Origin of the sequence: Micromonospora sp. C95, from assembly GCF_018070465.1 — a bacterium.
Taxonomy (GTDB): Bacteria; Actinomycetota; Actinomycetes; order Mycobacteriales; family Micromonosporaceae; genus Micromonospora.
Genome location: NZ_JAGPXT010000001.1, coordinates 114,415 through 134,478 on the forward strand (window position 1 = coordinate 114,415; position 20,064 = coordinate 134,478).

The 20,064-nt window shown below is 67.3% G+C and carries 14 protein-coding genes; 7 read left to right on the top strand and 7 right to left on the bottom strand.

What is annotated here, in order from left to right:
- Nucleotides 1–246: 246 nt before the first annotated feature.
- The 5 genes from fxlM (at nucleotide 247) to KBX00_RS00550 (ending at nucleotide 4,710) form a co-directional block, all read left to right on the top strand.
- A complete protein-coding gene (fxlM, locus tag KBX00_RS00530; RefSeq protein ID WP_210822078.1) occupies nucleotides 247–1,488 on the top strand; it encodes a methyltransferase, FxLD system in 1,242 nt (413 codons plus the stop codon).
- Entirely contained in the window at nucleotides 1,485–2,117 is a 633-nt protein-coding gene (locus KBX00_RS00535; protein ID WP_210822081.1) for an AAA family ATPase, read from the top strand. Before fxlM ends, KBX00_RS00535 begins: the two co-directional genes overlap by 4 nt.
- A gap of 260 nt (nucleotides 2,118–2,377) precedes the next feature.
- On the top strand, nucleotides 2,378–2,575 hold the full coding sequence (locus KBX00_RS00540) for a hypothetical protein (protein WP_210822083.1): 198 nt from the start codon (nucleotides 2,378–2,380) through the stop codon (nucleotides 2,573–2,575).
- Nucleotides 2,576–2,629: 54 nt separating this feature from the next.
- The gene (locus KBX00_RS00545) at nucleotides 2,630–2,863 is read left to right on the top strand and encodes a hypothetical protein (protein ID WP_210822086.1); all 234 of its coding nucleotides are present in this window, start codon (nucleotides 2,630–2,632) and stop codon (nucleotides 2,861–2,863) included.
- Nucleotides 2,864–3,441: 578 nt separating this feature from the next.
- Nucleotides 3,442–4,710: a helix-turn-helix domain-containing protein gene (locus KBX00_RS00550; protein WP_210822089.1), complete on the top strand. Its 1,269-nt coding sequence runs from the start codon at nucleotides 3,442–3,444 to the stop codon at nucleotides 4,708–4,710.
- Nucleotides 4,711–4,790: 80 nt separating this feature from the next.
- On the opposite strand, the gene KBX00_RS00555 is transcribed toward KBX00_RS00550, so the two are convergent.
- The 3 genes from KBX00_RS00555 to KBX00_RS00565 form a co-directional block, all read right to left on the bottom strand.
- Nucleotides 4,791–8,471 (bottom strand): hypothetical protein, encoded by a 3,681-nt coding sequence (locus KBX00_RS00555; protein ID WP_210822090.1) that lies wholly within the window; start codon nucleotides 8,469–8,471, stop codon nucleotides 4,791–4,793.
- 1,069 nt (nucleotides 8,472–9,540) lie between these two features.
- The gene (locus KBX00_RS00560; RefSeq protein WP_210822091.1) at nucleotides 9,541–10,404 is read right to left on the bottom strand and encodes a hypothetical protein; all 864 of its coding nucleotides are present in this window, start codon (nucleotides 10,402–10,404) and stop codon (nucleotides 9,541–9,543) included.
- Nucleotides 10,405–10,486: 82 nt separating this feature from the next.
- Nucleotides 10,487–10,858 (bottom strand): helix-turn-helix transcriptional regulator, encoded by a 372-nt coding sequence (locus KBX00_RS00565; RefSeq protein WP_210822093.1) that lies wholly within the window; start codon nucleotides 10,856–10,858, stop codon nucleotides 10,487–10,489.
- 90 nt (nucleotides 10,859–10,948) lie between these two features.
- Here KBX00_RS00565 and KBX00_RS00570 point away from each other — a divergent pair, with 90 nt between their 5' ends.
- Together KBX00_RS00570 and KBX00_RS00575 are read left to right on the top strand one after the other, a co-directional pair.
- Nucleotides 10,949–11,122: an NAD(P)-binding protein gene (locus KBX00_RS00570; RefSeq protein ID WP_301547113.1), complete on the top strand. Its 174-nt coding sequence runs from the start codon at nucleotides 10,949–10,951 to the stop codon at nucleotides 11,120–11,122.
- 38 nt (nucleotides 11,123–11,160) lie between these two features.
- Nucleotides 11,161–11,448 carry an NAD(P)-binding domain-containing protein gene (locus KBX00_RS00575; RefSeq protein WP_210822094.1) on the top strand — a complete coding sequence of 96 codons (288 nt, stop codon included), beginning with the start codon at nucleotides 11,161–11,163 and terminating at the stop codon, nucleotides 11,446–11,448.
- Between the two features lie 54 nt (nucleotides 11,449–11,502).
- Here the strand turns inward: KBX00_RS00575 and KBX00_RS00580 are convergent, their stop codons facing one another.
- The 4 genes from KBX00_RS00580 to KBX00_RS00595 form a co-directional block, all read right to left on the bottom strand.
- Nucleotides 11,503–12,840, bottom strand: coding sequence for a hypothetical protein (locus tag KBX00_RS00580; protein ID WP_210822096.1), 1,338 nt, complete (start codon nucleotides 12,838–12,840; stop codon nucleotides 11,503–11,505).
- A 164-nt stretch (nucleotides 12,841–13,004) separates the two neighbouring features.
- Nucleotides 13,005–15,416, bottom strand: a complete 2,412-nt coding sequence (locus KBX00_RS00585) for an RNaseH domain-containing protein (RefSeq protein WP_210822097.1) — start codon at nucleotides 15,414–15,416, stop codon at nucleotides 13,005–13,007.
- Entirely contained in the window at nucleotides 15,416–18,775 is a 3,360-nt protein-coding gene (locus tag KBX00_RS00590) for a hypothetical protein (RefSeq protein ID WP_210822100.1), read from the bottom strand. Before KBX00_RS00590 ends, KBX00_RS00585 begins: the two co-directional genes overlap by 1 nt.
- On the bottom strand, nucleotides 18,772–19,947 hold the full coding sequence (locus KBX00_RS00595) for a hypothetical protein (protein WP_210822103.1): 1,176 nt from the start codon (nucleotides 19,945–19,947) through the stop codon (nucleotides 18,772–18,774). The genes KBX00_RS00590 and KBX00_RS00595 overlap by 4 nt, the downstream gene beginning before the upstream one ends.
- Nucleotides 19,948–20,064 lie beyond the last annotated feature (117 nt).

Genomic DNA, 20,064 nt, shown 5'->3' on the forward strand with positions numbered 1-20,064 from the left:
ATGTATCGCTAGGGGCGCTACTGAAGTTCAGGTCAGTCACGGAATGCCGAAGTTCCCTGTCGACTTCACGCCCTGCCCGGTAAGGCTGGTGGCGGCAGCCAGGCGCTCACGCCTCCGCTGGTAGGGCGGCGGGTGCGTTGACCTCCCCACAGGGCGACTCCAAGCCAGGAGCGTTTTGTCACATGCGCCCGATATTGTCGCCGCGCATCCGCATCCCACCGACGTCCCGCTCACGGAGGTCAACCCATGGCTGGTTCCGCGCTCGACACCGTCTCCGCCGATGAGGCCCGCGCCCGGCTCGCCGACCAGCTCCTCGCCGGCCGGTGGATCACCTCTCCGGCGGTGGAGGCGGCGTTTCGTCGGGTGCCGCGACATCTGTTCGCGACCGGCGTCGGCATCGACGCCGCGTACGCCGACGACGTTGTCATCACCAGACGCGGCCCGGACGGACGCGCGACGAGTTCGATCTCCGCGCCGTGGCTGCAGGCCTACATGCTGGAGCAAGCCAGGCCGGCGCCCGGCGCCCGGGTCCTTGAAGTGGGTTCCGGCGGCTACAACGCCGCGCTGATCGCCGACGTCGTCGGCACCGACGGCACAGTCGTCACCGTCGACATCGACGCCGACGTCACCGACCGCGCCCGCACCGGCTTGGACCGGGCCGGCTACCGGCAGGTCACGGTGGTACACGGCGACGGCGAGTACGCACACCCGCCCGCCGCCCCGTATGACGCCATCATCGTCTCCGTGGAGACACCGGACCTGCCACCGGCCTGGCTCGACCAACTCACCCCGGCCGGTGTTCTCATCGTGCCGCTGCGGATACGCGGCATGACCCGGTGCCTCACCCTGCGACGCCACGAGGACCATCTCCTCGCCACCGCCGCACTGCAATGCGGGTTCGTACCGATGCAGGGCGACGGACGCCAACCCACCCGCCGCCTGGCCCTACGCGGCGACGACATCGTCGTGACCCTGGACGACACCACCACCACCGGAGTGAACCCGGACGCACTCGCCTCCGCCCTGCACTCGCCGCGGCGGGAAGCATGGTCGCCGGTCACCATCACCATGCACGAAGGCTCGTCTTTCGAGTCGCTGCACCTGTGGCTGGCCAGCCAGCAACGACCCTTCGGCACTCTCGCCGTAGACCGCGAACGCGCCGCCGGCCTGGTCGACCCGCAAGACCGGTTCGTCTGCCCGACCCTGCTCACCGCCCACAGCTTCGCCTACCTCGCGATCCGCAAGCTCGACGACACCACCTGGCAGTTCGGCACCCACGGCTTCGGACCCGATGCCGACACCCTCACCACCGACATGCTCAACCTCATCACGGTCTGGGACGACCACCACCGGCACGGCCCCGGGCCGACAATCACCGTGCACCCCACCGGCACACACCCGCCCACACCCGACGGACCCCAGCTACTCGTAACCCGCCGCCACACCACGATCACCGTCACCTGGCCCAACTCCGGGGAGCCGCGATGACCTCCGACCCGTCGCGCATTGAACGCAATTCCCCGGGCTCGCCTACGCTGGTGATCATTCGGGGAAACTCCGGCAGCGGGAAGACCACGACCGCCCGCGAGGTACGCCGCCGCTTCGGACGCGGTGCGGCCCTGCTCGAACAGGACTACCTGCGCAGAACCGTGCTCCGGGAACACGACAGCGCCCACATCGACCCGGCCGCCCCGACGTTCATCACCGCGACCGCCCGCACCGCTCTCGACCTCGGCTACCACGCCATCCTCGAAGGCATCCTGCACACCGAACGCTACGCCACCGTCCTACACCAGCTCATCGACAGTCATCCCGGACCGGTCGCCGTGTTCTACCTCGACGTGACCTTCGACGAAACCGTCCGCCGACACCTCGGCCGCGACGAAGCCATGTCCTTCACCCCCGAACACATGCGCAGCTGGTACACCCACCGCGACCTGCTCGACATTCCCGGGGAGACCGTCATCGGCGAGACCAGCACCTTCGAGCAAACAGTCACCACCATCCTGCACACCAGCGGCCTCAACGCCGCGGCACCGCAGACGCCCTGCCCACAGCGTTGCCCGCACTGCGCCCGCAAAGCCGACCAGGACGCTACCGCCACAGCAACGGCCTGATGACACATCGTTCGGACTCACGCCCTCCGGAACCCGCGCAGGCCACGGAGCCGGCGCGGTCTACGACCGATGGCCGGGTCATGTCCCTCCGACCACGATCCCCACCCACCACCTGAAGCCGCATCCGGCACGCCATCCTGAACAGCACCTACTCGCATCAACGAGCACGGCAGCCCTGAGCACGCTTCGATGAGTGGACCAGAGTTGGTTCGCCCACGATCTGCCGCCCTCGACGGGGCGGGATGTCTACCGTCGGAGGAATGAAGCTGCTGCTGCGCGGCGGGCCCGGCGACGGGCAGGTCGTCACCGGCGGCGGGGAGACCGTCGTCTGGCGAGCCTGCCTGTACGAGATCACCACTGAGTTGGCTCACCGGCAGGGAGACGACCTGCGGGTCTACCGGCACCGCTCCGACTGCTGCGAACTGTACGGCAGGGGCGCCGAGGACCGCTGCGAGTGACCTCCGTCCCGCCGACCACCCACAACATGATCGAACATGCGTACGATTCGGGTCATGGATCAGGTGGTCAGGAGGTGGTGGAACGGCGCATGGGGGCGGCTCGCGCGCCGCGACGTGTGGCTCGTCCGCCACACCCGATGGACAGTCGTCGCCCGCGCCGGGGACAGCGAGACCGGCAAGACCCTGCGGTGGGAGTTCGACAGTCATGCCGACGCCCAGGACATGGTCGACCGCCTCCTACGCGCGCCCTCGCCTGGCTCGTGGCGCGAGCACATCAGGCAAGACTGACCCGCCCGTTGTCTACGGTCCCGACACACCGTCGCAGACCAGCACGACGAGGACTTTGCCCAGTCGAGCACTTCACGTTCATCGGCCCCTGCTGAGCACGCCGCCCGCAGCACTTGATGCATCGTCACTCGTCACAGCGCTGGGGCGGCGTGCGGTTGTTGACTCAGCGGCTGGTCACCGCCGCCTAGGGACGGCGGCGGCGGGGGCGCCGTGTCCACGGGCCTGGACGACGGTGCTTGGGCCGGTGGCGGGCCGGGCGGGCGGGACGACTGGGGCGACGGGCTGAGTGTGGCCTCAGGCACGCCCGCACAACGTGTGCGCTCAGTGTTGCCGTCACGCGCCAGATTCTGGTCGAGTGCACTGTGTCACCGCTTTCTCGCATGGTGTATAGATGGCGGGTGCTCCGCGCAACCGGGCGGCCAACCAAGCGGCACGGAGCACCCTGACCGACCAGGCAGTCAGCACCGATCGGCGCGAATGACTTTCCACGACGCCCCTAATGTCGGGAAAGAGGTCCCGACGAACTCCCGACAACACCGACCGCTGTCGGGCAACCCTCGTGCATCAAGGACGACCGCATGAGCACCTACCCCGCGCCGCGCCGCAACACCCGCCCGTACGCCGTCGACGAGGCCACCATCCGCAACCGGTGCGCCAACCCCGACGCCGCCGAATACACCCTCTACGTGCGCAGCCTCATCCACGACTACCTGGGCATCGGCGGCCAGGCGAAGATCCTCGAACACGCCCGCGCCCGGGGCCTGCACTACCCCGGCCTCAACCGGCAGAAGCTCTCCGAGCAACTCAGCCGGTACCGCCTCGGCCCCACCTGGGAGATGACCGAGCTGATCATCGCCTGCCTGCCGGACAGCTGCGACACCGCCAGCATCCGGGCACTCGCCGCCGGCTGGTACCAGTGCGCCCGCGGCCAACTACCCCACGGCTACAAAGGCCCCGTCAGCCGTCCTCCCGGTAAACCCGGCCAACGCAACGTCCCGGAAAGCGAACCCAGCGTCCCGGTCCTGCAGCGCCGACTCGCCCGCCTGCAGGAGCGCCTCTACGCGGAGAACCTCCGCCACATCGACAACCTGCGGACCTCGGAGAAAGCCCGCAACCAGGCGGTACGCCACGCCAACCAACTCGAATCCCAGTTCCACCAGACCAGGGAGGAACTGCTACGGCTGCGCACCATCGCCGCGGAGATCGCGACGATCCGGGAGGAGTACGCGCGCCAGTGCGTCGCCCTCGAACTCATCGCCACACCCGAGCTACGCGCGAAGCCGATCGTTGACCTGCCGGACCTGCCCGCCACCCGCCGCCGGATCCGCTTCGGCGTCCTGGTCGCCACCATCGACGCCACCGCACCACCCGCCCGCCGGGCACTGGCCCGCTACCTGTGCGTCTACGCCGAACTCGCCGGCATCTCCCCCACCGAACTGGCCACCAGGGCCGACATCGCCACCACCGTGACAACAGACATCCTCGCCGGCCGCCGGATACCCACCACCGCCCACGCCACCCGCCTAGCGGCCGTCCTGAACTGCGAACCGGACACCCTGCGTCACCTCACCGACGCCGCTAGCAGCGCCACCGCCGTCGATGAGGACTTCTGGACCATCGCCAACACCGTCACGACCACGTCGTCGCCGGACGCGACGCCCTCCCCCAGCAACCTTGTCGGGTCGGATCCCGACAACCGTGGCACGCACCCACACACCAACCCGACAACTCCGCCGCCCCACACCATCGCCGACCGGCTCCGCCATGCGGCTGCCCTGCACCAGGAAGGACTGATCAGCGACCACGAGCACGCCGAGCAACGCGCTCGCATCCTCGCCGAGCTATGACCGGCCGAAATCCGACGGCCCAGACCACGAGCCGCGCCTGGTGTGCATCGTCGTAGGAGGCGAACCGCTGGGGGCCGATGTCAGCGACGCATGTTGACCCGGATGCCCCCGACCTTCGATGGACGGTACGAGCTGACCTGGCCGCGGCGCTTTAGTTCCTCGAGTAGCTCTTCGGTCCCGTCCCGTTCCTTCAACCTGGGACGATGGTGACCGCGCCTGGTGAGCTGTTCGTAGTCGTCGCCGAGCGCTAGAAGGATCCGGTTCAACACCGATAGGTCGATGTAACGGAGGCGGGGTTGCAGCAGACGCAGGATGTGTTCGGCGGGTGCTCCGGCTTCGCTGAGCTTGACCAGCAGCTCGATCGAGATGTTGTTGCCCTTGGCCGCCCACTCGCAGATCGCGATGGCACCTTGCTGGGATAGCCGGCCGTGTACGTACTCTGGGTCATCGGTGATGGTCCGCTTGACGTCCGGTGTCACCCGGGTGCTCCGCATGATCTTGGGTAGGTCGTCGCTCGACAGCGGAAGGTCGCGCACGTAGGACGCCAGGTGTTTCGACGCCGCGAAGTACTCCTCGCGGATCTCGAACGGGCTACCGCTCAGGCGCGCATACGTCGCGGCAGTATCGGGCACCAGTTTGGCGGCCAGCAGCGCCGGAAGCAGCTTGAGCCCGACGGTCAAGCGTTCGGGATCCAACGCGCCGGGAAGCTTGAGTTGCTTCACCAGCCGGACCCTCGCCGCCGGGTTCAGATTCTCGGCATGGGCCAGCGCGTACCCGAGGTTGTACCTGGACTCTACCTCCACCTCCTCGGCATCGGTAAGGTCGACGCTGTTGAGGGCGTTCGCCAATGCCTCACTGACACCGAGCTTGTCGACGAACTGGCTGACGTTCCGGACGGTCGGCGCGAGCCGGCTCGCCGTCACCACTGCGGTCCATGCCGTAGCGTCGAGTTCCTCCAGGTCGGCCACCTGGCACGCCTGCGACGCTCCCTCAGCAATCGCCAGCACCGCCGGTTCGGCGGCACCGGCGACGTCATTCAGCACCGCGACGAACTCCTCCGAAGCATCGACGGTCACGTCGTCTTCCTCGCGAGCGTGGAGGTAGCTGTCCAGGTTGTCGAGGACGTGGCGGTAGACGGTCAGGTTGGTTGCCTTTAGCACGTCGAGAGCCAGCGGGGTGCCTTCACCGAGTGCCGCGAACAGGTTCGCCCTCGTGACCGGATAAAGGCAGGCCGCCACCACCGCCTCACGCTGCGCGTCCCCCAGCACCGTCAGGTCTCTGACCTGGGTGCCGAAACGAGAAACCAGGGCGACCACATCAGCCGCCGTCGAGGTCTCCACGATGCCGGCAAACGCCCGCATCTCGGCGTAATGCTCCGCGAAGAACTCTGCCACCCGGTCCGAGGAGACGTAGGCGACATCCAGATCCGCATTCTGGACAGTGGCATCGATGAGCGCGACGGCCGCCGCGAGGTCGATCGGAGCGTTCTCGACCAGATGGACGAACACGCCCTTCCAGCGAGGAGCCAGTTGGCCTACGAAGACGTCTCGGAACGCGCCGTCCGTCAGGTACGCGTCGATGAACGAGGTGTCGGTGCCGGCGCGCGTGACGAGCTTGTCCAGTGCGGTGTCGAGCCGCTCGGAGTGCGTGGACAGGTAGTGGTCGAAGACCTCGATGTTGAAGACGCTCTCGCCGCCGAGGAAGCGGGCACCCATCTCCGTCTCGACCGAGTCGATGGAGGCAGGCTCGTCGAACCGGAAGCGGTGGTCTGCGCGATCGGGCTGAACGCAATGGAGGATGAAGTTCATCGCGCTGACGCTGATGGCGATGCCGTGGTAGTCCGAGCAGTACAACGTGAAGTTCTCGTCGATGTAGCCCCTCGCGAGCAAGTCGCGAGCTACGGGCGACACGAGGCCGGCGACGATGTCGTCCAGGCTGCGGTAGTCATCGTCGCCGCTGGGCATGACCAGGTCCGGACGAGCCATGAGCTGCGCCATCGTAGCCTTCGCCACGAAGTCCTTCGTCTCCAGCGCGGACCGCCAGGTGCGCCGGAGACCTTCGACATCGACTTCGACGGCGTCATCCAGCGCAGCGGCTCCATCCCCAACCAGCGCGATCACATCATCGAACGACAGGTCCACGCTTGGGTATCCAGGATGAGCGAAACGTACCCCTTGACGGGTCGTGTGCAGCGACCTCCAGAAGTCGCCGGACGTAAGGTCTGAAAGCGCGTACTCCTGCGACTGGAAGTACAGGACAGTCCTACGACTCACACGCCCCGTCACTCGATAAAGAACGGGCAGCACCTTTTGGAGCCGTTCGCCAGCGACCTTCGCGTGCTTGTCCCACAGCGCGTTTGACGCCATCCGGTCCCGTGCCTCCTTGCTGACCGCCGCCTGGCGCACCGTCTGATACGTGACCATGTCGCGGAAAGCCCGGTAAGCGTCGTCGATCTTGCTCGCGCCAAGCCGGATGGCCTCGAAGTCTTCCAGATGCAGGTTCTTGTAGACCATCATCGCGAACAGTCGGTCCGCGGTGAGACCCTTGAGGCCCCTATCTCCCAGGATCGAGACGCGGTAGACCTCGAACTCGTTGCGGATGTTGCGGATCAGACGCATGTCGGTCAGATGCCCACCGACCAGGTTCATCAGCGCGGCCGAAGGTCGCTCGTCCGATTCGGCGAACTCCGCCGCCAACAGATCCCGCGACGATCGGTGCGTGATGAACGGAACCATGGGAACGACAAGATCGAAGAATTTCGTCCTGTTGGCCGACGGGGCGGTCTCTCGAGCTGACGCGTGAAGCCCCGGCGCACCGACATCGGCGTCCGCGTCACCGCTCGGGGCGGCATCGACTTTGAGTTGTTCGAAGATGCTGTCACGGACCGCGTACACGAACCGAACCGGCCGCGACCCGATCTGCTCGGAGTTGTTCAGGACCGTGTTCAGCTCACGTAACGTCTCGAAGATGTGCGGATCCCGGAAACGGTCCAGATCTTCAAAGATCGCGACCTGAGTTTTCGTCCGCTGGAAGAAGTAGACGATCTCGTCGAGGTACTCATCGAAGTAGGAGTTCTCCTTCGCACTCAGCGTGACCGCCGCTCCGCCCGCAGAGACGCTCTCCACCCGCACCCGGCTCCGCAAACCACGCCAACCCCAGAAACAGACCACACCCAGGAACACGCCGAGCCCACCGACGATCGCCCACGGCACCCAGCCACGACTACCGACCAGAGCCTGAGGTGCCACCTTCTCTACGCGATTCACCAGCCCGAACAGGACCGCGATCACGAAGAACACCACCGCGACCACAGCACCCCCGAACGCCGCCGGCCAAGGCCTGAACGGGTCGATGCGGAAGTACCTCGACCCCGGCATGTCCGCGGGCGCCTTCCGGTAGAGCAGCTGCTTGACGATCTCCTTCTGAATGAGGTTCGTCAGTGGCGGGAGCGTGCCGTCCTCCTGGATGCGCGCCCGCTTCGTATCGTCGATGCCCAGGCTCGACAACGACAGGTTGACACAGTTGATCTTCCGCTGAGCCAGACCCGCCTGGACGCCGAGGATGACACTGCTCTTTCCGCTGCCGTAGTGCCCCGCGAGCGCAATGTTCGTCGCGGCGTTCGCTGACTTGTCATCCAGAACCTCAAGGAGGACCGCTGCGTGCCGCCCATGCAGATCCTCCTCAAACCGGGGTCCGAGACTCCGAAGGACCGGCACGTCGGGCCGTGATGCGGACTGCCGGACCGGCCACACACGCAACATGAGCGAGATCCTACGAACATGCTCCGACTTGTTCGCGGCACGACACTGCAGTCGGCCGCATCTCCAGGACACCGTCGGGATTGCGGTCGATCGGCCGCGCCGAAGCCTCTGCGAGGCCGACGACGAACACCAAACGGACGGCCAACGCCCGACCAGTGTGTGCCGGGGCGAGTAGCGCGCGACCCGATCGGCGGCTGAACCTGATCTCGTCTGTCCTGCCGCAAGGACAGTGGGCCGATGCCCGAACGCCAGGAGCATCACCACCCGCAACCGCCCCCACCGATGCTGCCGCACGAGCCTGACCTGCAGGTCACGTCCGCGCACTACCCGAAACACCCTTGGGACAGGGAAGATCAAGATCCACACCATCGACCACAGTGGACGAACACGGAAGCTCACAGGCCGGCATTCCACCCAGGATCCGGACTGCGCAACCAGGAACGACAGCGACCGACACGAGCAGGGCACAACCCCCACCCGGACAGCACTCAGACATCGGAGCACCAACGGAGCACCAAGCTCCCGCATAGTGGAAGATCACGGCATACGCTGGGAAACAGTCAAGGCCGCAACCGGCGTTTTCGCTGGTCACGGCCTTGATCGTGTGGCGCGCCCGAAGGGACTCGAACCCCTAACCTTCTGATCCGTAGGAGGAAGGGTAACCCACCTTCCCCACCAAATACAAAGTCTCATAGCTCGTACTGTTTTGCAAGCCCTTCGTCCACGCGGAGGGCTTTTTGTTTCGGCTGGTCCAGGCGCTGCAGGCGACGGACAGGGTGATGGACTCGCCGCTGCCGGTCTCACCGTGCTGATTTCGACCCGCCCGTGCTCGACCGGTGCCGAACATCCGAGCACCATCGGAGCACCATGCGGGCCGCGATATCCCTCGGATCTGAGCGCCGAGGGTTCTGGCGATGTCGACAATTAGGTAGCACGCACGCTCCCCAATGACCGCCTTCATCTCCCGCTTCACCCGGACCGAGGCGGGACCGCTGGCGCCACCCACAGACCTTGGCGCGGTGATCCGCGCTTCGATGACAGCGGGAGCGGGCGGCCGAGTGCGGCGATGTTAGTCGTCTTCGGGGTCGGCGAACCGTAGTTCGGCCGCCGCCTCCGCCATGGCGGAGCCGTCGAAGTCCGGTAGCGCCCGTTCCGGCAGGTGCAGGTCGGCGTCCGGGTCGATGCCCTCTGAGCTGCCGATCAGGTCCAGTAGGAATTCCTCGGCACCGCGCAGCAGTACGGGGTCCTCCGTCCAGAAGCCGAACTCGAGGCTGCGTCGTGACGACGCCGTGAAGTTCGCTGACCCGATCCAGAGTCGCTTCGGGGTGAAGGCGGTGACGTCGGCCGGCCCGAAGTCGTTCTCGTCGTGTTCCCAGAGGCGGCCGAGTAGCGCCAGCTTGGCGTGGAGGATCGGTGGCATGGACCCGTTGGCGCCCACGCCCTTGCGGAAGCCGATCGTCCGCACGGTCGGGATCATCTCGTCGCCGGGCGGCAGCGACCACCCGGGTCCGATCATCGAGGGCTCACCGTCGACCAGTGAGGTCAGTTGCTCCAGCGGGGGGAAATAGCACACCGGGAGACCGGGCGCGCGGGTGTTGAGGTCGGCCAGGCGGCGAAGCTTGTAGGGCAGATCCGGCGGCTGCACCTTCTTGTCCCGGGCCTGCTTGCTGACCACCACGCAGGCAGCCTGCAGCCTGGCGAGTTCGTCGAGCAGTTCCGGGTCGTCCATCCACATCGCGCAGCCCAGCAACGTCGCCCCAGGCCCATGGTGTTGGTCCCACCGCTGCTGCCGGTGCTCTCGGAAGTCCCGGATTCCCTGTACCAGGCCAGCCAGCACGTCCCGACCGAAGAAGGCCTGATTTCCGGCCGGGCCGACGTCGAGCGCACGGTCGTACCACTGCCTGAATTCCGGCTGCGCTTCCTCGTCCCCCATGACAGCAGGTTAGAACCTTCGCGCCTGCGGCCCGAGCGCCGCCGGGTTAGGAGGCGTTGGCGGCGGTCTTCCGTGGCGTCGGTCAGCGGGTCTTCTTCGTCGCTCGCTTGCGAGGCGGGGTCAGCAGGTCGGCGATCGTGGCGATGGCGGACGGCACGAGGCGGTAGTAGGCCCAGACGCCGCGCTTGTCACGCTCGAGCAGGCCGGCCTCGGTGAGGATCCGCAGGTGGTGGCTGACGGTCGGCTGGGAGAGTCCGAGGGGCGCGGTGAGGTCACTGACCGACGCCTCTCCCTGAGGGGCCGACTGGATCAGGCTGAGCAGTCGCAGCCGGGCCGGGTCGGCGAACGCCTTGAGCACTCCCGCGAGCCGTTCGGCATCGGCGCGGTCGATCGGCTCGCCGGCGAGGGGCGAGATGGCGGGCGTCGCACTCTTCACAGTTCCCACGTCGTGCATCGTTGCAGCTGACACCGTCGATCGGCTGGTGAACGAGGGCAGGATCACCGTGAGTTCGTTGTACGGGCCCACCGCTTCTGCCGTCTCGGCATGATGATCTATGGATCGAGGGAGGTGTCGTGCGTGCCCGGGTCGTGTGATGTGGTGGTCGTCGGGGGTGGGCAGGCGGGCCTGGCTGCCGGTTACTACCTGCGCCGCGCCGATCTGAATTTCGACATCCTCGACGCCCAGCCGCAGCCGGGTAGCGCGTGGCCGCATGGCTGAGAGTCGTTGCGGTTGTTCTCCCCTGCGGAGGGCGGGGCATGCCGCGGCAGGAAAGTGCGGAGTTCCCGACCGCCGGGCACGTCGTGGACTATCTGCGGGCCTACGAGCAGCGCTACGACCTTCCGGTGGTCCGGCCGGTCCGGGCTCAGGAGGTGCGGCGAGCCGGGGAGCGCCTGGCGGTGCAGACCGGCGTCGCGGAGCGGCTAGCCCGGCACGTCATGTCGGCCACCGGCACGTGGGATTGCCCTCCGTGCCCGACATCCCGGGGCCGTGCGGAGTTCGCCGGCCGGCAGCTGCACACGGTGCACCACCCGTCCGCTGGATGAGTGGCCCGGACCTCGTTTGCGCAGGGTCCGGGCCGCTCCACATCCTCGCTGTGGTCAGGCTTCGACTGTGGTGTTGTTGTGGGCAGCGCGGGATGCGGCGACCAGTGACGCGCCGAGGTTCGCCGCTTTCTGAGGGGTGAGCCGGATCGTCGTGCGGTCCCAGAAGCCCGACAGCAGCGACGCGGCCAGGTTCCGGATCGCGTTGTGGTTCATCCCGTCGAGCTTTGTCATGTCGGTGGGGCGCTGTTCCGGGTTGTCGATGGCCAGCGTCACTGATGGCGGCTCCTCGTACCCGTCGGGAGAGTTGAACGCCTGAAGGTCGACCGTCGCCACCTTGATGTCGTTGACGCATTCGTGGTGCTGGCCGTACACGGAGGCCACGTGCCGGTCGTGCAGGCGGACGCCGTCTTCGGTAAGGCACTCCCCGCCGCACCACACCGGGCACTGCGGCTCGGCCGGCTTGGCGGGTGGAAGCAGGTAGCCGGCGTGCGACCACATCGCGAAGTCCACCACCGCGTCCAGCACCTGCTCCTCGGTGCAGTTCAACCGCACAGCCTGCTCAGCGACGCTCAGACCCTGCTGAGTCAGTCGCTCGGCGACCACTCCGCGGAACACACTGATCTTCTGCTCGGCCGTCAGGCCCTCGGCGTGAACCACCAGATCGGCCACGGTCTGGTCGAGGCGCGGCCGGTGTGGCCTCGGCGCTGGACCGGCCAATCCGGCCTCAACCAGCTGGTTGTCCGTATCGCGCGCCATGGCCACAACTCGTCCGACCGCCGTCCGCACCTGCTCGGCCTCGTCCAGCGTGAGGCGCAACGCTGCCGTCGCGCCCTCGATCACGAACTTCACCACCGGCTCGACCGCGTCGGCGTGCTGCTCCAAGTCGACCTCCAGCCCCGGCGGCCGATACGTCCCATCGCTGCACGACTCGCCGGCAGTACTCACCGAGCTGTGCAACGACAACAGCACAGGCGGCGAGTCGTCTGGCCAGTGGATGCGATCCTCGAGATGGTCGCCGTCCTGGTGCGTCGCGACACACCAGGAAGGACACGCCCGCCTCAGCCAGTACGGCCGGTGTGATCGGCGGGCTTCCATGACCGCCTTCCTAATGGAGGTGGCGAGGTAGCCCGCGTCGGCCAGACTGAGCGGATCCGGAGCGGACACGACCAACTCCGCTGGGGTGCTCTCCTCGGGCTGGTCAAGGTGCTCCAGTGAAAAGATTTCCACCGCCATCCCGCCGACCTCACCCTTGTGGGTCTCCATCACCATCCGGGAGTGCCCCCGGGCCCGGTCGCCCGGACTATCCAACTCATCCTCGGCATGGACCTTGACACACCATGGCGGGCAACCGCCGGGGTGGGCTGTGATGTTCGAGCTCATGATCTGGTTCACCGGAACAGCCATATCGATAAGTTCACACGTGGCGATTGTGGGAGGACGGACACCGTGTCCACCAAGCTGGCAGCGCGGTAACCGGAACCGGTGCTCGACGGGGCGTTGTGGTTCGAGAATCGGGCGTTGCGATGCGCGGGTGGGGCCTTTCGGCCGTTCACACCTCAGCGTGCAGCCGTTTTGCGCCCGGGATGATCCTCCAGGATCTGTCGAGCGAGGTGTACGGGCGCGGGTCGGGCTGTCCGCCCGTCCCAGGCCAGCGAATGCCCACACAGCCGCGCGCTGAGCGCCGCGAGGTGTTGGCGTTCGAAGGTGCCGTGTTCGAGCAGAAGGAACTCGGTGCAGGTCATCGCGTGCCAGGGTGTCCGGAGCTCTCTTGCCTCCGCGAGGTCGAATCGCGTCTGACGATGGCCAGCTCTGACGCTGGACTGGAACGCCTTGTCGCTACGGGATCGATTGATTAGGTAGTAGGTGTCCTGGTGTGCGCCGGGAAGTTGGTGGAGCCGTTCGGTGGCTGGGACTGCACCGTCGTCGGCGTTTGCCCGGTTTCCGGTTGCCCTGACGGGTTGTGGCAGCTTGCCGTCTGATGCCGTGTTGACCCTGACCAGTGAGATGCCGGCTGGGTTGATCATTCCGAGGTGGGGCAGCGCGTCGAGCTGTCCGTTACCCAGGTTCTTGTTGGTGGTGCCGGACCACAGTGGGAACCGATTGGAGCCGTCGATGTAGATGATCATCGGGATGTCGTCGTAGCGGGTGCGGAGCTGGTGCAGGGCCCGTTCTGTGTAGGCCCGCGCCAGTGCTGTGCGGGTGGCGGGGTTCGGGTCGTTGAACTGGCTCAGGTCGGTGGCGTGATGTGCGGCGATGGCGGTGGGGAGGTCGTTCCAGCCGTGGGCGTCGGGGTGGTAACCGAGCATGTGCCAGGGGGTGTCGGTTCCGTCGCTGATGAGGGCGGAGAGGCTGATCATGCGGGTGGCGGGTTGGTTCTGTTCGCGGGTGTAGAGACCGACGATGACGCATGGCTGCGGCTGCAGGGGGCGCGAGAACACCCGGGTTGGTGTGGTGGCGGTGAGTCCCGATGCCCGGAGGAGGTCTCGTACGGCGGCATTGGCGGGGTGGTCGACGGCGTCGGGCTTGGGCGTTGACGCTGGATCGATGAACTGGCTGACGGTGCCGTGGGCGGCCAGGGCGCGGCGGAGCTGCGGCTTGGGGTCTTCGGCGGCGGGCTTGGCTGCGGCGAGTTCCTTGTTGCTCTCGGCGAGTACGAGGTGCAGGGCGTCCGGGGTCCTGGTGGAGATGATCTGCTCGGCGAGGGTGTCCCGGAGGTGAGTGGGTCCGGGAGCGACCAGGATGTCGGTCTTGGCGCTGTCGAAGGTGATGGTGAGCGCGCCGTCGAGGAAGGTGCTCTCCGCGGTTGTGAGGCTGTTCTCTGGGAGGTTGAGTACTTCGGTGAGCGCCTGCGCGGATCGGTGGCGCTGCAGGTCGTCCTGGTAGACGACGCTGATGTGGATCGGCCGTGCTGCCGCGTTGACGGCCGAGGCGAGTTTCGCGTGCCGGTCGGGGTCGCCGGCGGCATCGATGTTGCGTATGGGTGTGGTTTCCAGGACGAGCGACGCCGTGTTGAGCCTGGCGGTGGCGTGCTCGAGCAGGCAGTCGAGGAATCGGCGGCCCGGTCCGGAGCCGATGGGGTGCCTGTCGGGGGTGGTGGCGTGGCGGGCGCGGATGCGGGGGTGGGTCGCGAGGAGGTCATCTGCGGTGAAGTTGGCGGGCACGCCGCGGATGCTGAAGGAGTCGACGAGTTGGGGAAGGAGCCCGGTGATCACGTTTCGGTTGGTGGGGCGGTCGTAGCGGTGTCTGGCGGTGAGCAGCATGCCGGTGTCGTCGGTGGCGATCCAGAGGCTCTTGGCGTTGCCGGGGAAGCCGGTGGTGGCGCTGATGTGGGCGTCGAGGTTGAGCAGGATGCCGGGGTAGCCGGGGACGGTGATGGGTTCGAGGCTGATGTAGTGGATGCCTTGTTCGGCCCTGGGGTGCGTCTCGGGAAGCGGGCGGTTGAAGGCGACGAGGTTGCCGTCGATGTCGGGACGGAGAAGCAGGTCCGTGCCGTCGGGGAGCTTGAGCGCGCCTCGCAGGAGTTCGATGGTGCGCCAGGTGGCGACGTCGAAGACCCAGTTCGGGATGTCGGCGTGCGTCGCCGTGTCCGCCTGCAGGTACTTGGCGATGTGAATCGTGCGTGGCTTGGTGCGGCGTAGCAGTGGGCCGAGGAGGTCTTCGAATGGCGCGCCGTGCCGGGCGGCGAGGTCTCGTTCGAAGGCGGCGAAGAGCCGGCTGATGATGGCGGTGTCGATCTTCTTGCGCATCAGGAGCAGCGTGCCGGGGCCGTCGGGGTCCTTGCAGATGGTGGCGTAGTCGCTGGACACGTAGCGCAGGCCGAGGCTCAGGTCCCTGTACGGCAGGTTCTTCGGGTGGCGGGTGTATCGGCGGTTCAGGTCCTGCCAGGTGTCGTTGACCTCGCTGCCGAGGGTGTAGCCGTGGATCTTCTCCGCCATCGCTTCGGTGTAAGGAAAGGCCAGGGTGCGCATCAGGGGTTCCTGTCGTTGATGCCGGCAAACGTGAAGAACGCGTCGATGGTGGTGCCGTAGATGGAGCGGACCTGGTCCAGCTGGTTGTCGTCGCGCCATCGCTGGTGGAGGTTGCGGATGAGGGAGGCGAAGTCACTGCCCGGTGCGGCGCCTCCTCGGTGAAAGGCGTTGTCGACCAGGTGGAGAGTGGTGTTGGTGCCGCCACGCCTTGCGCGCCCGGCGAGTTGGATCAGGTCAGCCAGGACGTCGGCGAAGATCGCGGTTCGCACGTCGGGGGGCAGGCGCCCGAAGGCGGGGTTGGACCTGTTGATGAGCTCCAGATGTTTGGCGGCGATGCGGTGGCGTTCGTCGAGTTCCTTGCGCGGGTCCTCGCCGGGGTGCCGGTTGCGGCGGGCGTGGGCACCGGTGTGGGCAACCAGTGCGGATGGTTCGTCGATGAGCTTGATGGGCCGGACGCATACCCAGATGGAGTCGAGCGCGGACCGGTGGCCGACGACGATGTTGAGCCCGCGGGCGACCCGTGCGAAAGGTGAGATCAGCACGTCCCTGCCCGTGCCTGGGAAGGTCCGCAGCCGGCTGGCGGGGATGGCGAGTACGTCGTCGGGGATCTGCAGGCCGCGGCGGTCACCGGCGGGGACGGCGACGGCGATGCGGGTGCGGTGGGCTCCCCCGGCGATCAGGCCGCGGCAGAGGGCGAGCATCTGGTCGTAGGAGTTCGTGACGAGCAGGACCCGGGCACGGGCTCGGCGTTCGGCGTCCCGGTGGTCGTGCAGGTCCCGCAGTCTCTGTTCGAGGATCTGGTCCCAGAGGCCGGATCCGATGCCTTCGAGTAGTTGGGCCTTGCGGTTGCGGGCTGCTCCGGAGATGACGATCCCGCGGTTGGTCGTGTGGTCGTTGACGGACGCGTTGCTGACGGTCAGCCTGCCAGTGCCAGTGCCAGTGCCAGTGCCGGCGTTGTCGGGGTAGTAGCAGGCGACGTCGGCATGGACGTGGTTGGTGGGGGAACCGGGTAGGTAGGCGGTCGCGGAGAGTCCGACGATGACTCTGGGCGCGCCCGTGAGCGCGGGAGCCGTGGTGATTCCGAGGTCTGCGGTGTAGGCGTGCGGGTCGCCGGAGAGGATCTCTGCGGTGAACTGCCGGTCGGAGCGGCTCTCCGGGTCGCCGGTGACGGCGAATCCGAAGACCGCTCGGCCGATCGGTCCTTCGGGGGTTGCCTGCCAGGAGGGAGCTCGGTCCAGCGCGGCTTCGACGTCGTCGGCGAGCCGCATGCCGCTGTCGCGCATCAGCGGCAGTAGGGCTTCCAGTTCGGCGAGCCCTTGCTGGAGTTCGCCGAGGAACGCTCTGCGTAGGAGAAGGTGAGCGGTCTGGAGCTGCCACGCCGAAGCGGTGGGGTCTGCTGGACCGTCGTCCTTCCCGGTCTGACGGCCGCAGTCCGTTTCGTCCAGGTCGACGTCGACGTCGGCGTCGGCGGCGGCGTCGGCGTCCGGTTCGCCCTCGTCGGTGGTAGGCGCGGTGATCGTTTGGATCGCGCTGACGATGCCTTGGCTTCTTTTGTGGATCAGGTCCGATTCCGGTTCGTCGGCGACCACGAGGCGCAGTTCCTTGCGTAGGTCCGCCCAGCCGGCGGGTAGCGCGTCAGGGTCGGGTTCGTTCTGGGTGAACAGGAATTTGAACCTGTCGAGTTGGTCGTCGCTGGGGCGGTCTTCGAGTTCGTTGAGGCCGAAGAGGCGGCAGGCGAGGAGGTTGTCCCATCGGCGTGGCAGGTGCAGCCTGGCCTGTTTGGGGCCGAGTGGGTCCTGCGGGTCGATGAACCCGTTGACGACGGCGGCCAGGTAGCGCTCGGAGAGGAACTCGACCCGGTGGATGGCCCGCTGGAAGGCGAGTTCGAGTTCGCCCGGCACGTTGTCGGATTCGACCTGTTCCTTGCGCTGGTCGTCGAGCTTCTCCAGGAGCAGCTTCTGCGTGTCACGACGGGCCAGGACGAGGGTGCGGCCGGACTGAGCGACCGCATGTCCCTGGAAGGCGTCGACCTCGTCGACAAGGACGATGTCGGCGCGCCGCAGCAGCAGCTCCTGCGCGCTCATCCGTCCGTGGAGTGTGCCGTTCGTGATGACGGGAAACGGCACCGAGCCCTGCTGGAAGTAGGCGTGGTTGGTGACGATGATCTTGGCTGGGCCGGCAGCTTGCCGCCATGGCGCCCACTTCTCGCAGGCACCGATCAGAGGGCATCGGTGGCGACCTTCGACGCCGGGCTCGTGCAGATCCGTGCAGGGTTCCTGGCCGGGCTGCCATGCGGCGCCTTCTTCGTCGCTCAGCATGCAGGAGTAGCCGAGCTCCTGCCAGGTCCACCTGGCACCGGCCGGATCCTCCGGTGCGTCGTTGGTGCGCTGGACGGCCACCTCGATGAGCCGTCGGTGGGACATGAGTGCGACAACGGGGATGTCGAGGCTCAGCGCCACGAGGTCACTGCGGATGGCCGCTACAAGATCCAGCGTGCTCTCGACATCAGGGGTGAGCAGGACAACGGTGCGGCGGCCTCCTCTGTGGCTGGCGAGGTGGGTGGCGGCGACGCGCATCCAGACACTCTTACCGGAACCAGTGGGAGCGATCATGAGCTGGAGGGGCCCTGCCGCGAGCTTCAACCGGTCGACGGGTTGGCCCTGTGGCGTCCGCAGCTTCCGCGAGAATCCGTCCAGGACCTCCGCCAGGCGGAAGGCATCGTCACCCCGCTTCTTGTCGATCAGTTCGGCGGTGGCGTGCATGTCCGCGAGGTCGGCCACCACCTCGGCTGGCGCGGTGGCGTCCAGAACCGGGACAGGCGGGTAGGGCATCGGCGCCCGCGGGATGAGGTAGGTGTTGCGCCGGAACTCGTCGCGGCTGGGGCCGGCGAGGAAGACCGACGAGCTGTAGCGCCTGCCGGCCAGCGCCTCTGGGGGGACGCGCAGCGGGGATGAGGCATCCTCCAGTTCCTGCAGCGCAGCTGTGATCAGATCACCGACCGGCACACCGTCGATCACCTGCAGGAAGTCTCCGGCCTCAAGGTAGCGGGGCGACCGGTTGTTGCGCAGGTGCTCGTCGAGGCTGACGCGCAGGCCACCTTGTGTGGCCAGACGGCGAGGGCGCAGATGGATGAGACGGTCGATCGCATGTCGTTGCGTGGCGGTGAGGCCGTCGCGCCAGAGGCTCCACACCCCGAGCTGGCCGGAGAGGAGGAACCGCGCGTCGCGGGGGTCCACCGCGGGCGCGCCTTCCCAGGTCTCGGTGGGAAAGAGCTGTTCGGCCAGGCCGAGCGCCAAACGCAGCGACGGTCCGATCAGGAACCGGTTGGCGGTTCTGTGGAAACGCGAACGGTTGCTCATCCGGCTGCGGCCCTCTCCACCTCGGTGAGGAATCGGTGAGACGTCGTGGCGAACCGGCGCCGTGATCCGGTGGCAAGGCGCAGCCGTTCGTTGAGGACCGCCACATGGCCCGCCCGGTAGTCGGGGACGACGATCAACAGGTCAGATTCGCCGATGCTGCCCCGACGCAGCAGCTCGTTGGCCAGCCGCGCGGGGTCGGTGTAGTCCTTGACATCGACCCGCCAGGGCCGCCGTCGTCCTGGTGCCCTCACTTCCAGGTCGTACCGGTCGACGTGCGGCCACAGTCTCGCGGTGACGCCCGGCATCATCTCGAGTTCGCGGTGCAGGCGGACCTCCTCACAACCGGGGATGGTCGAATACCGCCAAGCCGGCCGGACGAGGCACACCTGACCCGTGACCGGAACCGCAGTGGTGACCTGTGGTCCGCCCAACTGCGCGGCGCGCTCGACGTTCCACGCACCGGCCACCGGTTTACGGCCCTTCGCCGCCTTCACGGTGATCGAACCGCCGAGAGCCTTGGTGTGCGGCGGGTAGGCACAGGCAAGCCGACCGAGTTGGTACCGCATCGGGTACCGGCACACGGGGCACCCGAACCAGTAGTGCTCCCCCTCGTGCGCCACCCACGCCCACGCGGGGATCTCCTCGACCAGGCCCTCGCGGGGCAGCCCTGCGGCCTTGATCGCGTCGATCACCTCCGACATCTCCCCCGCCGCGTGTTCGATGACGGTCCGTCGCGCCCGTCGGTACCCCTCCTCCGTGCCCGTCGCCAGCATCTGTCCGTAGAGCCAGCCCTGCACCTTCTCCGCGCTCAGACGCGGCACCGACCAGCCGACGACATCGGAGGCCGCCATCGACGGCGCGAGGTTCTCCATCAGCAGGTCAGCGGCAGCAGCACTCAGCTGTCCGTCCTCCACCAACAAAACCTCGTCGCACGCTTCCCTCAGCGCGTCCGGCAGAAGCCCGGACAGCGGCCCGGTCAACAGGTCGGTGAAGGCCACCAGGGGCAGCAGAGGCTCACCGTGCGCCAGGTGCGCCAGCGCGACCCGCCCGTGTAGTTCAGCCACCTGCCGCCAGCGCTCGCCGGGCGGTCCCGGCGACATCCAGACACTGGCGGCCTGCGTCACCGTGGTCACGACTGCGTCCCGGCCGAACCTGGTCAGATCCGCCGTCATGCGTCCCCTTCCTCCCCGGCCGCTCATCCTGGGCGACCCGCTACGCCGCAACCGGACACCGCGTGCGGCCTGATCGACGTCCGCCGCGATCGCGGCACACAACAGATCACGCCACAC

Excerpts from the sequence above, each read along its gene's own strand:
- KBX00_RS00555 (WP_210822090.1), bottom strand. The coding sequence starts at position 8,471 with ATGTTGCGTGTGTGGCCGGTCCGGCAGTCCGCATCACGGCCCGACGTG.
- KBX00_RS00595 (WP_210822103.1), bottom strand. The coding sequence starts at position 19,947 with ATGACGGCGGATCTGACCAGGTTCGGCCGGGACGCAGTCGTGACCACG.
- fxlM (WP_210822078.1), top strand. The coding sequence starts at position 247 with ATGGCTGGTTCCGCGCTCGACACCGTCTCCGCCGATGAGGCCCGCGCC.
- KBX00_RS00585 (WP_210822097.1), bottom strand. The coding sequence starts at position 15,416 with ATGCGCACCCTGGCCTTTCCTTACACCGAAGCGATGGCGGAGAAGATC.
- KBX00_RS00545 (WP_210822086.1), top strand. The coding sequence starts at position 2,630 with ATGGATCAGGTGGTCAGGAGGTGGTGGAACGGCGCATGGGGGCGGCTC.
- KBX00_RS00535 (WP_210822081.1), top strand. The coding sequence starts at position 1,485 with ATGACCTCCGACCCGTCGCGCATTGAACGCAATTCCCCGGGCTCGCCT.
- KBX00_RS00575 (WP_210822094.1), top strand. The coding sequence starts at position 11,161 with ATGCCGCGGCAGGAAAGTGCGGAGTTCCCGACCGCCGGGCACGTCGTG.
- KBX00_RS00550 (WP_210822089.1), top strand. The coding sequence starts at position 3,442 with ATGAGCACCTACCCCGCGCCGCGCCGCAACACCCGCCCGTACGCCGTC.
- KBX00_RS00560 (WP_210822091.1), bottom strand. The coding sequence starts at position 10,404 with ATGGGGGACGAGGAAGCGCAGCCGGAATTCAGGCAGTGGTACGACCGT.
- KBX00_RS00590 (WP_210822100.1), bottom strand. The coding sequence starts at position 18,775 with ATGAGCAACCGTTCGCGTTTCCACAGAACCGCCAACCGGTTCCTGATC.
- KBX00_RS00565 (WP_210822093.1), bottom strand. The coding sequence starts at position 10,858 with ATGCACGACGTGGGAACTGTGAAGAGTGCGACGCCCGCCATCTCGCCC.
- KBX00_RS00570 (WP_301547113.1), top strand. The coding sequence starts at position 10,949 with ATGATGATCTATGGATCGAGGGAGGTGTCGTGCGTGCCCGGGTCGTGT.
- KBX00_RS00540 (WP_210822083.1), top strand. The coding sequence starts at position 2,378 with ATGAAGCTGCTGCTGCGCGGCGGGCCCGGCGACGGGCAGGTCGTCACC.